This is a genomic window from Corallococcus sp. EGB, from assembly GCF_019968905.1.
Classification (GTDB): domain Bacteria; phylum Myxococcota; class Myxococcia; order Myxococcales; family Myxococcaceae; genus Corallococcus.
The window spans coordinates 7,974,277-7,985,599 of the sequence record NZ_CP079946.1 but is presented as its reverse complement, the minus strand read 5'-3'; the positions used below and the strand labels follow the sequence as shown (position 1 = coordinate 7,985,599).

The window sequence follows — 11,323 nt, the reverse complement described above, 5'->3', positions numbered from 1 at the left end:
GTCTTGTCGCGAGCGCCCTCAACCAGTCCGAAGGGAGGGGGGGCTGCCCTCCAGCGGACGTCCTCCATGGGCCAGGGGGAGTGCGCGCGATGGCGGACGGCGGCGGAAGGCCCATCGAGTCATGGGCCATGGGCCCCGAGCCGAAGTCCTCCGAGCGCGAGCCCGGCCGCGAAGCACACGGCCTCCTGACGGGGCGCCCGTGGGACCGCACGCCCTTCTGGGTGAAGCTGCCGAGGATGATCCTCGGCGCCGTCATCGCGCTGACGGCGTTCATCGTCATCGGTGTCGTGGGCGTGGGCGCCCTTGGCTCGGACACGGACTCAACGCCAGACGTCCAGGCGGGCCCGGGCGAATGACTCGAAGTCCCGCGCGGGCCGGCCGGTAACCCGCTGCACGGTGTCCGTCACGCGGTCCTCCGCTCCGTCGCGGATGCGCATGTCGAGCATCGTGAGGAAGCGCGCGTAGGCTTCCGGCATGCCGGAGTCCTGATGGCGCCGTGTTGCCTCCTCGGGCGTCGCGTGCACGTGCCGGATGGAGCGGCCCGACACCCGGGACAGGATGGCCGCGAGGTCGTCATGGCTCAGCGCCTGGGGGCCGGTGATGACGTGCGCGGTGTCGTGCGGCTTCGCGTCCGCGAGCGCTCTGACCCCCACCGCCGCGATGTCCTCCGCGTCCACGAAGCCCACCCGCCCATGCCCCGTGGCCGTCACCAGCGTCCCGTCGCGGCGGAGGCTGGCGCCGTGCGTGTGGCCGGGGGCGGCGAAGTTCTGCATGAACCACGAGGGCTGGAGCACGCTCCACTCCGGCGCGCGCGTGCGCAGGAAGTGGTGCACCTGGCCCAGGCCCGGCCCTTCCTCCGGGACGATGGACGCGGAGAGCAGGACGACCCGCCGCACGCCGCCGGCCAGCCCCTGCTCCAGGACGGGAAGCATGAGGGTGGACGGGTCGTCCACCAACGCGGGGGCCAGGGCGTACATGCGGTCCACGCCCTCCAGCGCGGCCCCGTGTGTGGACGGATCCGCCCAGTCGAAGCGCACATGCTCGGCGGCGGCGACGGGCGGCCGCGGTTCGCGCGTGGCGGTGCGCACCGTGAAGCCCTCGGCCGTGAGGCCCTGTGTGATGGAGCGCCCCGTGTTGCCGGCCGCGCCAATGACGAGGATGCGCGTCATGCCTGCTGCTCCTTCGCGAAGGACTCGAAGGTGCCCTGGGGCGCGGCCAGCGGGTTCCAGTATTCGCGGTAGTGCACGATGCGGCCGTCGCGCACCTGCACGCGCATCACGTAGTCCTGTTCGTAGGGGATGTTCCCGGGCTGCAGCGTCGCCGCGCCGTGGACCTCCATCCAGCCCACCTCGGGGTCCGTGGTGGTGTAGCGCTGGAGGCGCGTACAGGTGAGCCCCTGGAAGTGCTTCGTGATGGGGACGAAATAGGCGCGGATGGCGTCGATGCCCTCCAGCCGTGAAGGCCCACCGAGCGAGGGGGCATAGGGGAACTCGACGACGGCGTGCTCGTCGAACAGGGCGAGCCACTGTTCGACGTCCGTGGCGATGAGCGCCAGGTGCGCGTCCATCAGCCGGATGAGGTCAGGGGAGGTGCGGTCCATGTACGGCCTCCAGCGAGAGGAGATGGACCAGGGATAGGCCGCCCGTTATGGACGCTCCATGCCACTGCGTCCAAAAGAACTGTCTTTCCGTCCAATGCCTCCGGACGTGAAGACCGACGTGGTCTCCGACGTGCTGGAGACGCTGCGGTTCAAGACGCTGCTCTTCGGCCGCTTCGAGCTGGGCGCACCCTGGGCGGTGCGCCTGCCCCGCAAGGCCAATGCATCCTTCTACGTGGTGGCGCGCGGGAGCCTGCGCCTCCAGGTGGAGGGCACGGCGAAGCCGGTGTTCCTTTCCGCCGGTGACGTGGTGCTGCTGCCCCGGGCCCCCGCGCACGTGCTGGATGACGGCAGCCGCCGCAACCCCGTCGCGAGCGACGATGTCCCGGCGCAGTCGCTGCGTCCGCCCACCACGCGGCTGGGCGGTGCGGGGCCGCTCACCACGCTCATCACCGGCTGCTTCCAGTTCGGCGTGGACTCCGCGCATCCGCTGCTGCGGACCTTCCCCTCCATCATCCGCCTGTCCACGCAGGAGGGGCAGGGGACGCCTTCGCTCGCCGCCACCGTGCAGCTCATCACCGCGGAGACCGCCATGCCGGGCGCGGGGAGCGCGCTGGTGCTGGGCCGGCTGGCGGACGTGCTGCTCGTGCACGCGCTGCGGGCCCAGACGGCGCTCGGGGGGGCGAAGCAGGCGGGGTGGAAGGCGCTGGCGGATCCGGCCATTGGCCACGCGCTCTCGCTGATGCACGAACAGCCCGGCGCGCCGTGGACGGTGGCGCGGCTGGCGCAGTCCGTGGGCGTGTCCCGCTCCGGTTTCGCCGCGCGCTTCCACGCGCTGGTGGGAGAGACGCCCCTGCACTACCTGGCCAACTGGCGGATGATCCGCGCCGCGCGCTGGCTGCGTGAATCCAACGACAGCGTGGACACCATCGCCGAGCGCGCCGGCTATGAGAGCGCGCCCGCCTTCAGCAAGGCCTTCAAGCGCCGCTGGGGCGTGGGCCCCGGCGCGTATCGGCGCACGTCAACCGAGGGGAATCCAGCGGACTCCGTGTTGACCCATGATTTGTAGCTCCTGGGGCGTTGGAAATGCCTTGCCTCCTCTCCGGGAGCGTCCCCCCATGCAGCCGCGCCTCCCGCGCTTGTCCTACTCCGTCACCTCCTCACTGGTCCTGATGTCCACGCCGTGCGCGGGGGCTGACCGTGTCGGCGGAGCCGCTGTGGCAGTTGGGCTCGTGGCGTAGGTGGGGGAAGGCGGGCCAGCGCTGGCGAAGTTCAAGGCCTCCGCCCGGGCCCACGACAAGTAGCTGTCCGTGCCCGAGTGGGGCGTACACGAAACAGGCCTTCACTTGCGGGCCAGGCGCGAAGCTGCGCGTCCGCGTTCACCCTCCCTGTATCGCTGAGCGCGGGCACCCGCCGCGTGGACACGCTCGCCTGCACCGCGGACGGGTCGCGGGCGCTGCTGTACGGCGACGGCACGACGTTCACCGCGAACGGAGGCGGGTCCGGCTCAGGCCTTCTCCTCCCGGACGGGCGTCACCAGCAACCGGACCGCCTCCACGACGGCGCGGCGCCGTCTGCGGAGCTCCGCCGGCGAGGGCGGGGTGGCCGTGGCGCAGTACGACAGCGGGAAGGCCCACGTCTTGGAGAGCGCCAGCACGAGCGCGAGCACCTCATCCGCCGAGAAGTGCTTGGACACCAGCCCCTCCTTCTGCGCCTTCGCGATGGCGGCCGCCTTGTGCTGGTTGCTGCGCGCGACCGGCTCCGGGATGGCCACCGTGGGGCCGTGCTCCAACTCGTACCAGGTGGCCAGGCGCAGCACCTGTGGGCGGGCCTGGAAGCCGTCGAACAGCCTCCCCGCGTAGGCGGGCAGGTCCGCAGCGTCGATGGGCGTCTCGCGCGCCACCTCCGCGACGTGCGCCTCGAAGACCGCGTCGAACAGCTGCTCCTTGCTGCCGAAGTACGAATAGATGAGCGCCTTGTTGCAGCCGGCCGCCGCCGCGATGCGGTCCACGCGCGCGCCCGCGATGCCCTTCTCCGAGAACTCCGCCGCGGCCGCCTCCAAGAGGCGCTGCCGGGTCTTCTGCGCGTCGCCAGCCATGCCACCCCAACATGCCTCAGCCCACTCCAGGTTGCACCGGGAGAGGTCGCCGTTTATATCCATGTAACCAACCAGTTAGTTGAGAGGAATCCCGCCATGAGTGCTCCCCATGAGACGTCCCGCGTCTGGCTCATCACCGGCTCTTCCCGAGGCCTGGGGCGCAGCTTCGCGGAGGCCGTATTGGAGGCCGGGCACCGGCTGGTGGCCACCGCGCGCAAGCCGGAGCAGCTGGTCGCGCTGGTGGAGCGTTACGGGGACCGGGTCCGTGCGGTGGCCCTGGACGTGACGAACCCCGAGCAGGCAAGGGCCGCGGTCCGGACCGCCGTGGATGCGTTCGGCCGCCTGGACGTGGTGGTGAACAATGCGGGCTACGGCAACCTCGCGCCCATCGAGCAGGTCACGGACGAAGACTTCCGCTCGCAACTCGACACGAACCTCTTCGGCGTCATGAACGTCACACGCGCCGCGCTGCCCGTCTTGCGTCAGCAGCGCTCCGGGCACGTCATCCAGGTGTCGTCCGTGGGAGGGCGCCTGTCCACGCCAGGGCTGGGCGCGTACCAGGCCGCGAAGTGGGCGGTGGGAGGCTTCTCCGAGGTGCTGGCGAAAGAGGTGGCCCCCTTCGGCGTGAAGGTGACGGTGCTGGAGCCGGGCGGCTTCCGCACGGACTGGGCGGGCGCGTCCATGACCATCGCGGACTTCCTGCCGGAGTACGCGCCCACGGTGGGCGTGGTCGCGCGGAACTTGCGTTCGCGCACAGGCAAGGAGGCGGGGGATCCGAAACGAGCGGCCCAGGTGCTGCTCCAGGTGGCGGCGATGGAGCAGCCGCCGCTGCACCTGGTGCTGGGCAGCGACGCGTTCGAGCTGTCGCAGCAGAAGCTGGACGCGCTCAAGGCGGAGGACCAGACGTGGAAGGCCCTGTCGCTGTCCACCGACTTCCCGGACGCCCACGCCCCGGCTCCACGCTCGTGACGGCTACCAGAGGTTGCGGCCGTCCACGAACACCACGCGCACCGCGTCCAGGTCGAAGTCGTCGAACAGGCGCGCGTTGAGGCCCACCTTGAACCTGCCGGGCACAGGTGCGTTGTTCTCCCAGACGGGAATGTCCGTCCACGTGCCGCAGCCGCACTGCTCGCAGTGGTGGTGCACCACGGGCTCGTTGCGCGCGTAGGTGCCCACGTTCTCCCGGCGCGTGAACGTCACGTGCTCTGGCGCGTAGTAGGCCCAGAGCACACCGCGCTTGGAGCAGAACGTGCAGTTGCAGCGGGTGATGTCCTTGGGCGGCGCGGCCACCTCGAACCGCGTCGCTCCGCAGTGACAGCTTCCCTTCAGGGACTGGGTTCCGGTCATCCCGCCATTATCCAGCGCACGACATTTCCTGGAAGCGGGGGGCGCGGACGGTGTTCGTGCGCCGACGCTCGCACCGCGAGCATGGGGCCCTCTCGCCTGCCTTGACACGCCCGGGGGCTCTCGTGAGGATGCAAATCATTATCAACTTTGAGCCAAGAGATGGGGTCGCGCGGTGGCCGCGATGCTGAGCCTCGCCGCGCTGTGCTTCTGCGTGTCGGCGGTGTCGTGGATGGGCGCGGGCGGCCGAGCGCGGTGGGGTGCGGCCGTGCCGGGGCTCGCGTCGATGGCGTGCTGCGTGGGTGATTTCGGGTGGGTGGCGGGGCTGCTGGTGTTGGGCGTCCTGGCGATGACGGCGGCCTCGGGGCTGGTGCTGGTGCTGGCGCCCCGGCCCTCCCGTGCGCGCACCTTCGCGTGGGTGAGCGGCGTGGCGGGATTGGTGCCGGTGGCGCTGATGGGCGTGGCCCGATGAGCGAGGGGCGCGCAGACAAGGCGGCGAACCACTCGGTGGCGCGCACGCTGGCGGTCGTGCTGGGGGCGCCGCTGGCGGCGTTCGCGGCGGGGGCGGCGGTGATGGCCTTCCTGCCGGTGTCCGGGCCGTGGGCCTTCGTGCTGGGCTTCCAGGCGGTGCTGCCCGTGTGGGTGGGGCTCGCGTGCGCGCTGCCGCTGACCCGGAGTGGTCGGGTGGCGTGGGGCGTGTGTCTGGCGGTGGTGCTGCCGGTGGCCGTGGCCCTGTTGCTGCGGGGGCCGCGATGAAGCTGTCGCCCCGGACGTTCCGCATCCAGTTCGACCTGCATGCGTGGGCCGGTGTCGTCGCCAGCCTGTTCCTGTTCGTCATCTTCTTCTGCGGCGTCTTCGCCATGTTCCGCGAGGAGCTGGAGGTGTGGCAGGAGCCCGCGCTCCACGTCGCGCCGCCCTCGGAGTCACCGCCGTCGTTCGACGCGATGCTCGCGCGCGTGCGGGAGCGGGGGCCGTTGCCGCGAGGCGCTCACGTGGGCCTGCTCACGCACGAGGAGACGCGGTTCATCACCGCGTACCTCTTCGAGCCCACGGGGATGCGCGTGCTGTGGCTGGATCCGCTCACCGGCACCGCGCTGCCCGAGCGCAGCCGGCTGGCGAGCGAGCTGTACTGGATGCACTTCTTCTATCGGGTGCCCTGGGGCATGGAGCTGACGGGCCTGGTATCGGTGGCGCTCCTGGTGGCGCTGGTCAGCGGCCTGTGGATCCACCTGAAGGACCTGCGCACGCAGTGGTGGCGTTTCCGGCACACGGCGAAGCCGCGCTTCTCCGCGTCGGACGCGCACAAGGTGCTGGGCGTCTTCGGGCTGCCGTTCACCGCGATGCTGGCGTGGACGGGCGCGGTGCTGTGCCTGGCGGGGCTGGCGGCGCAGGGATTCGGGAGCACGGTGTACCGGGGGCAGGCGGACCGGGTGACGCAGCTTCGCGGCTACAGCACGCCCGTGCGTGAAGCGGCGAAGCAGGACGCGCCCATGCTTTCCCTGGACACGGTGGTGGACCGTGCGCGCGCGTCGGTGCCCGGAGCGGAGGGGACGCCCCGCTACGTGGAGCTTCATGACTACGGAGATGCGAAGGCCTGGGCGGGCGTGTACTTCCAGTTGTCGCCACTGGGGCCGGACCATTTCACGCATGTGGATACGGTGACGGGGGAGACGTTCGGGTCGAGCGTGGAGTCGCGCACGCCGAACTTCACGGTGGAGCGGCTGCTCTTCGACCTGCACGCGGGCCGGTTCGCGGAGGAGTTGATGAAGCCGCTCTACGCGTTGCTCGCGCTGGCGATGTGCGCGGTGCTCATCACCGGCAACCTCATCTGGCTGGAGCGCCGAGACCCACTGCGCACGCGCCGTGGGAACCGAGTGCTGGAGCGGCTGACGGTAGGTGTATCCGCCGGGCTCGTGTCCGGCACGGCGGTGTACTGCGCCGCGAACCGCGTGCTGCCGTGGACGCTGGCGCGGCGAGGAGACTGGGAGTTCGGCGTCTTCCTGGGCGCGTGGGCGCTCGGGGTGGTCATCGCGCTCGTGCCGCGCGGGTCATCGCGCCGGGTGGGCAGCGTGCTGAGCGCCGTGGCCGCGGTGCTGTTCGGTACGGTCGTGGTGGGCGACGTCCTGACGCAGGACGTGAACCTGTTCACGGCGCTGTCGCGCGGCTTGCCCCGGGTGTTCGTGGCGGAGGCATTCCTGGCCTCCATGGCGCTTGGCTGCGGCGGGCTCGCGTGGGGCCTGCGCAGGAGGAAGACAGCGGAGCCCGTGCCTGGTGGCGCCGCGCCCGAAGGCCCCCTCGTCAAGGCGTAAGGCCGAGCAGTCACGAAGCGCGGCGAGGCACCCGACGGACTTCCCAGCAGCGCGCGGCTTGAGGCCCGAAGTGCACGATGTGCGCCAGGCCCCCGGATGACCATGCGATCCACCTCGCCTCTATCCGAGGCGGGCCCCCTGGGTGCGGTCGTCCAAAACCTGTCCGACAGTCGGACAAGTTCGTGCAGGTCGGATGAGGCGGCAGCCCTGTCGCGGCGGGCCTCCAAAACCTGTCCGACAATCGGACCGGCTTCCGCTACCCGTGCGGAGCGAGGCCCCGCGCCACGGAGTTCCGAACCCGTCGGACAGTCGGACCGGCTTCAGCCGCCCAGGCGGAGTGGAGCTCTCGCGCCACGGACTTCCAAACCCGTCGGACAGTCGGACCGGTTCTACTGTCCGGGCGGAGTGGAACTCCCGCGCCACGGACTTCTGAACCTGTCGGACAGTCGGACCGGTTCTGCTGTCCGGGCAGAGCGGAGTCCACTTCCACGGACACTCAAAGCCTGTCGGACGGTCGGACCGGTTCTGCTGCCCAGGCGGAGCAGTGGCTCCTCCTTGGTGCGGACGTTCAAGACCTGTCCGACAGTCGGACAGGTTCCCTCTGCCCGGGAGGAAGGGCCCGTGCGCCACGGACTTCCAAACCTGTCCGACAGTCCGGGCTGGTTTCCTCGGTCTGGGAGGAAGGGCCGTGCGCCGCGGGCACTTCCAGACCTGTCCGACAGTTGGACAGGTCCCCACGGCGCCGATGAAGGGCCCCTCGCCACGGACGGGCAAACTTGTCAGACGGTCGGACAGGTTCATGCGGCCTGGGCGGCGCGGTGGCCCCCCTCGCCATGGACTTCCCAACCTGTTGAACAGTTGGACGGGTTCATGCGGCCTGGGCGGCGCGGTGGCCCCCCTCGCCATGGACTTCCCAACCTGTTGAACAGTTGGACGGGTTCATGTGGCTTGGGCGGGGCGGTGGACCCCATCACCGTGGGCTTCGAAACCTGTCGGACAGTCGGACAGGTTCGGGCTGCTGGGGACGGTCCTCCCTGAGTGGGCTTCAAAACTTGTCCGACAGTCGGACGGGTTCGTGCGGTCCGGCTGGCCCTGTGGTCCCTCTTTTGTCACGGGCTTCCGCACTTGTCGGACAGGTTCGTGCTGCTGGGGCGGCCTTCCCCGGAGCGGGCTCGCAGAACCTGTCGGACAGTCGGACAGGTTTCGGTTCGTTGCCCGGCCAGAGCGGCGCGCCCCGAGCCACGATGGATGACGAGGTCGGTCGGAGGATTTCATCCGCCCTCGGAGGCCGCCGCCATCGTCCAAACGTGTCCGACAGTCGGACAGGTTTTGGTGCCGCGCCTCCGACGGGGGCGTCCTGGCCGGGTTCTCGGCTTCTCACCCATGGGAACGCCTTTCGTGTCCGAGGGACTGGGCTGGGAGAGGCGTCTCGTCAACGTTTGACCGTGACGCTTCCGGCGTTCCGAGACGTGGCGGCCGGGCATGATGTGAGGCCCTTGCTGGCGGAAGCCGTGCCAGGTGCGGGCCCCATGGGTGCCGCGGTGGGGGATGGCTTCAGGCCCTCCCAGCGAAAGGGCCTTTCACTCGTGTGTCTCGACTACCAGGTGTAGCCGACCGTGGCGGACGCGCGGCGGCGCTCGCCGTAGAAGCAGGCCGTCGCGGAGCTGCACGAGGACACGTAGGTCCTGTCTCCCAGGTTGGAGGCGTTGATGGCCGCGCGCCACGGGCCGCGCTCGTAGTGCACGTTGGCGTCCACCAGCGTGAAGCCCGGCACGTCCAGCGTGTTCTCGCGATCCGCGTAGGAGCTGCCCACGCCGCGCACGCCCGCCGCCGCGCCGAAGCCGCGCAGCGCTCCGTCCTGGAAGGTGTAGTCCAGCCACAGCGACGCCAGCACCTCCGGCACACCCACCGGACGCTTGCCCAGTTCGAAGTCCGCGCCCTCGGTGATCTCCAGCGAGTAGAACGACGCGGAGCCAACCAGGCTCAACCCGTGGATCAGCGTGGCGTTGGCCTCCACCTCGAAGCCTCGCGAACGGACCTCGCCAATCTGCAGCTGGTTGAAGGCGCCGTCCGTGGTCACGAAGTTCTTTCGCTTCAGCTCGAACACCGACAGGCCTACCAGCACCGGGAACGCATCTGGCTGGTACTTCACTCCCGCTTCGAGCTGCTGGCCCTTCTCCGGCTCGAACAGCGAGCCGTCCGACTTCGTCCCCGCCACCGGGTTGAACGACTTCGAGTAGCTCACGTACGGCGCGAGGCCGAAGTCGAAGTGGTAGAGCAGGCCCGCGCGACCGCTGAAGGCGCTCTCGCTGCCCTCGTAGCTGGAGGTGGGAAAGAGCTTGTTGTCCACGTCCATCCCCACCCAGTCATGACGCCCGCTCAGCGTCAGGCTCAGCCGGTCCGCGAAGCGCAGCTGGTCCTGGAGGTAGACGCCCAGCTGGTCCTGCGTGGAGCGGCCCAGCGTGTAGCGCGTCTCCGTGGGCGTGTAGTCGCCGCGCACGGGGTTGAGCAGATCCAGCGGTGCACCCGCCTCGTAGCCCTGTTCGTCGTCCAGGCGGTAGTTCTTGAAGTCCACGCCCGCCAGCACCGTGTGGCGCACGGGGCCGGTGGAGAAGCGCGCCTCGCCCTGCGTGTCCACCGTGAAGAGGTTCGCGCGCGGCCGGGTGACGAAGTTGCCGCGGGAGAGCTGCGCGTCCGCCGGCTCGCCCTGGTAGCCCACGCCGTAGAGCGTCTGGAAGTCCAGGTCCAGGTGCGCGAAGCGCAGGTTCTGCCGCAGCGTGAAGGTGTCGTTGAAGCGGTGGGAGAACTCGTAGCCCGCCCAGGACTGGTTGCGCTGGAAGTGGTCCAGGCTCTTGTCACTGGTGAAGAGGTCGGTGGGGATGCGGCCATAGGGCGCGTCCACCACGGTGCCCACGTACGGCAGGAAGTTCTGCCCCTGCGTGCGGTCCGCCAGGAAGCTGCCGTGCAGCGTCAGCGAGGTGTTCTCCGACGGCGCCCAGGTGAGGGCCGGCGCGATGAACAGGCGGTTGTTGTCCGTCTCATCCACCTGCGTGCCACCGCCGCGCGCCAGCGCCGCCACCCGGTAGCGCCAGTGGTTGCCCGGGTCGATGGCGCCGCCGAAGTCCACGGCCGCGTAGCCGTTGGCGAACGTGTTGCCGCCCACCTCCACGTGCCGCACGGAGCCTTCCACCGGCGGACGCTTGCCCTCCATGTCGAGCAGGCCGCCCGGAGACGTGCCGCCGTACAGCACGGAGGCGGGGCCGCGCACGGCCTCCACGCGCTCCAGGCCGAAGGGCTCGATGCGCCAGGTGGCGAAGCTGCTGGAGTACAGCTGGAGCCCGTCCAGGAAGTAGCCGGCCTCCTGCGACGTGAAGCCGCGAATGAGGAACCAGTCGTTGCGCGGATCCGCGCCGAACGTGTCCGAGCGCACGCCCGGCGTGTAGCGCGTGGCCTCCATCACGGTCTGCGCCTGCTGCGCGTCCATCTGCTCCCGGCCCACCACCGACACCGACTGCGGCGTGTCGACAATCGCGGTGTCCGTCTTCGTCCCGCTCGCGCTGCGGCGCGCGGTGTAGCCCCGCACCGGGCCTGTGGCGCGCTCGCTCTCCACCGTCACCGTGGGCAGGTCGAAGACCTCGTCGTCCCCGGGCGCGGCGGCGGATGACTCCGGATTCGGAGCCTGCGCGGGGGCCGGGGACTCCGGAGCCGGAGACGTCTGGGGCGCGGCGGGCTCCTGTGCCAGGGCAGGCGCTGCGACGACGGAGAGGGAGGCGCCAAGCAGCGCCCCCGGGACCAGGCGGAGCGGACGGCTGCGGAACGAGATGGGCATGTTGAGAATGATTTGCGAAATCAGGGGGCCGTCCGCGTAACACGCGTCCCCTGACCCGGCAAGCCGGGAGTGTCCCGGGAGGCGCCCACGTCCTCCCGGTCCTCGGGCCGGTACACCTGATGTCTGCATTCAAAGCCCCGGGTAGG

The 11,323-nt window shown here is 70.3% G+C and carries 11 protein-coding genes; 6 read left to right on the top strand and 5 right to left on the bottom strand.

Features of this window, described 5'->3' with window-relative positions; all coding sequences use genetic code 11:
• The first annotated feature begins 89 nt into the window (after nt 1-89).
• The gene (locus KYK13_RS32405) at nt 90-356 is read left to right on the top strand and encodes a hypothetical protein (protein ID WP_223637689.1); all 267 of its coding nucleotides are present in this window, start codon (nt 90-92) and stop codon (nt 354-356) included.
• On the opposite strand, the gene KYK13_RS32400 is transcribed toward KYK13_RS32405, so the two are convergent.
• Together KYK13_RS32400 and KYK13_RS32395 are read right to left on the bottom strand one after the other, a co-directional pair.
• Nucleotides 321-1,169, bottom strand: a complete 849-nt coding sequence (locus KYK13_RS32400) for an NmrA family NAD(P)-binding protein (RefSeq protein ID WP_223637687.1) — start codon at nt 1,167-1,169, stop codon at nt 321-323. The genes KYK13_RS32405 and KYK13_RS32400 overlap by 36 nt on opposite strands.
• Nucleotides 1,166-1,600 (bottom strand): nuclear transport factor 2 family protein, encoded by a 435-nt coding sequence (locus tag KYK13_RS32395; RefSeq protein ID WP_223637685.1) that lies wholly within the window; start codon nt 1,598-1,600, stop codon nt 1,166-1,168. The genes KYK13_RS32400 and KYK13_RS32395 overlap by 4 nt, the downstream gene beginning before the upstream one ends.
• Nucleotides 1,601-1,706: 106 nt before the next feature.
• Between KYK13_RS32395 and KYK13_RS32390 the strand changes: the two genes are divergently transcribed.
• Nucleotides 1,707-2,666, top strand: a complete 960-nt coding sequence (locus KYK13_RS32390; RefSeq protein ID WP_223637681.1) for an AraC family transcriptional regulator — start codon at nt 1,707-1,709, stop codon at nt 2,664-2,666.
• 438 nt (nt 2,667-3,104) lie between these two features.
• Here KYK13_RS32390 and KYK13_RS32385 read toward each other — a convergent pair whose 3' ends face one another.
• A complete protein-coding gene (locus tag KYK13_RS32385) occupies nt 3,105-3,695 on the bottom strand; it encodes a TetR/AcrR family transcriptional regulator (protein WP_223637678.1) in 591 nt (196 codons plus the stop codon).
• Nucleotides 3,696-3,791: 96 nt separating this feature from the next.
• Between KYK13_RS32385 and KYK13_RS32380 the strand changes: the two genes are divergently transcribed.
• Nucleotides 3,792-4,664 (top strand): oxidoreductase, encoded by an 873-nt coding sequence (locus KYK13_RS32380; RefSeq protein WP_223637676.1) that lies wholly within the window; start codon nt 3,792-3,794, stop codon nt 4,662-4,664.
• Between the two features lie 3 nt (nt 4,665-4,667).
• Here the strand turns inward: KYK13_RS32380 and KYK13_RS32375 are convergent, their stop codons facing one another.
• Nucleotides 4,668-5,042 (bottom strand): GFA family protein, encoded by a 375-nt coding sequence (locus tag KYK13_RS32375; protein WP_223637673.1) that lies wholly within the window; start codon nt 5,040-5,042, stop codon nt 4,668-4,670.
• Between the two features lie 181 nt (nt 5,043-5,223).
• Between KYK13_RS32375 and KYK13_RS32370 the strand changes: the two genes are divergently transcribed.
• From KYK13_RS32370 to KYK13_RS32360, 3 genes are read left to right on the top strand one after another with little or no spacing between them, the layout of a single operon-like run.
• Complete coding sequence (locus tag KYK13_RS32370; protein ID WP_223646871.1) at nt 5,224-5,511, top strand: hypothetical protein; 288 nt, start codon at nt 5,224-5,226, stop codon at nt 5,509-5,511.
• Nucleotides 5,508-5,795, top strand: a complete 288-nt coding sequence (locus KYK13_RS32365) for a hypothetical protein (RefSeq protein ID WP_223637671.1) — start codon at nt 5,508-5,510, stop codon at nt 5,793-5,795. The genes KYK13_RS32370 and KYK13_RS32365 overlap by 4 nt, the downstream gene beginning before the upstream one ends.
• A complete protein-coding gene (locus KYK13_RS32360; protein WP_223637668.1) occupies nt 5,792-7,348 on the top strand; it encodes a PepSY domain-containing protein in 1,557 nt (518 codons plus the stop codon). Before KYK13_RS32365 ends, KYK13_RS32360 begins: the two co-directional genes overlap by 4 nt.
• 1,597 nt (nt 7,349-8,945) lie before the next feature.
• Here KYK13_RS32360 and KYK13_RS32355 read toward each other — a convergent pair.
• Entirely contained in the window at nt 8,946-11,177 is a 2,232-nt protein-coding gene (locus KYK13_RS32355) for a TonB-dependent siderophore receptor (RefSeq protein WP_223637665.1), read from the bottom strand.
• Nucleotides 11,178-11,323: the final 146 nt, after the last annotated feature.

Excerpts from the sequence above, each read along its gene's own strand:
- KYK13_RS32405 (WP_223637689.1), top strand. The coding sequence starts at position 90 with ATGGCGGACGGCGGCGGAAGGCCCATCGAGTCATGGGCCATGGGCCCC.
- KYK13_RS32400 (WP_223637687.1), bottom strand. The coding sequence starts at position 1,169 with ATGACGCGCATCCTCGTCATTGGCGCGGCCGGCAACACGGGGCGCTCC.
- KYK13_RS32395 (WP_223637685.1), bottom strand. The coding sequence starts at position 1,600 with ATGGACCGCACCTCCCCTGACCTCATCCGGCTGATGGACGCGCACCTG.
- KYK13_RS32385 (WP_223637678.1), bottom strand. The coding sequence starts at position 3,695 with ATGGCTGGCGACGCGCAGAAGACCCGGCAGCGCCTCTTGGAGGCGGCC.
- KYK13_RS32380 (WP_223637676.1), top strand. The coding sequence starts at position 3,792 with ATGAGTGCTCCCCATGAGACGTCCCGCGTCTGGCTCATCACCGGCTCT.
- KYK13_RS32375 (WP_223637673.1), bottom strand. The coding sequence starts at position 5,042 with ATGACCGGAACCCAGTCCCTGAAGGGAAGCTGTCACTGCGGAGCGACG.
- KYK13_RS32370 (WP_223646871.1), top strand. The coding sequence starts at position 5,224 with ATGCTGAGCCTCGCCGCGCTGTGCTTCTGCGTGTCGGCGGTGTCGTGG.
- KYK13_RS32365 (WP_223637671.1), top strand. The coding sequence starts at position 5,508 with ATGAGCGAGGGGCGCGCAGACAAGGCGGCGAACCACTCGGTGGCGCGC.
- KYK13_RS32360 (WP_223637668.1), top strand. The coding sequence starts at position 5,792 with ATGAAGCTGTCGCCCCGGACGTTCCGCATCCAGTTCGACCTGCATGCG.
- KYK13_RS32355 (WP_223637665.1), bottom strand. The coding sequence starts at position 11,177 with ATGCCCATCTCGTTCCGCAGCCGTCCGCTCCGCCTGGTCCCGGGGGCG.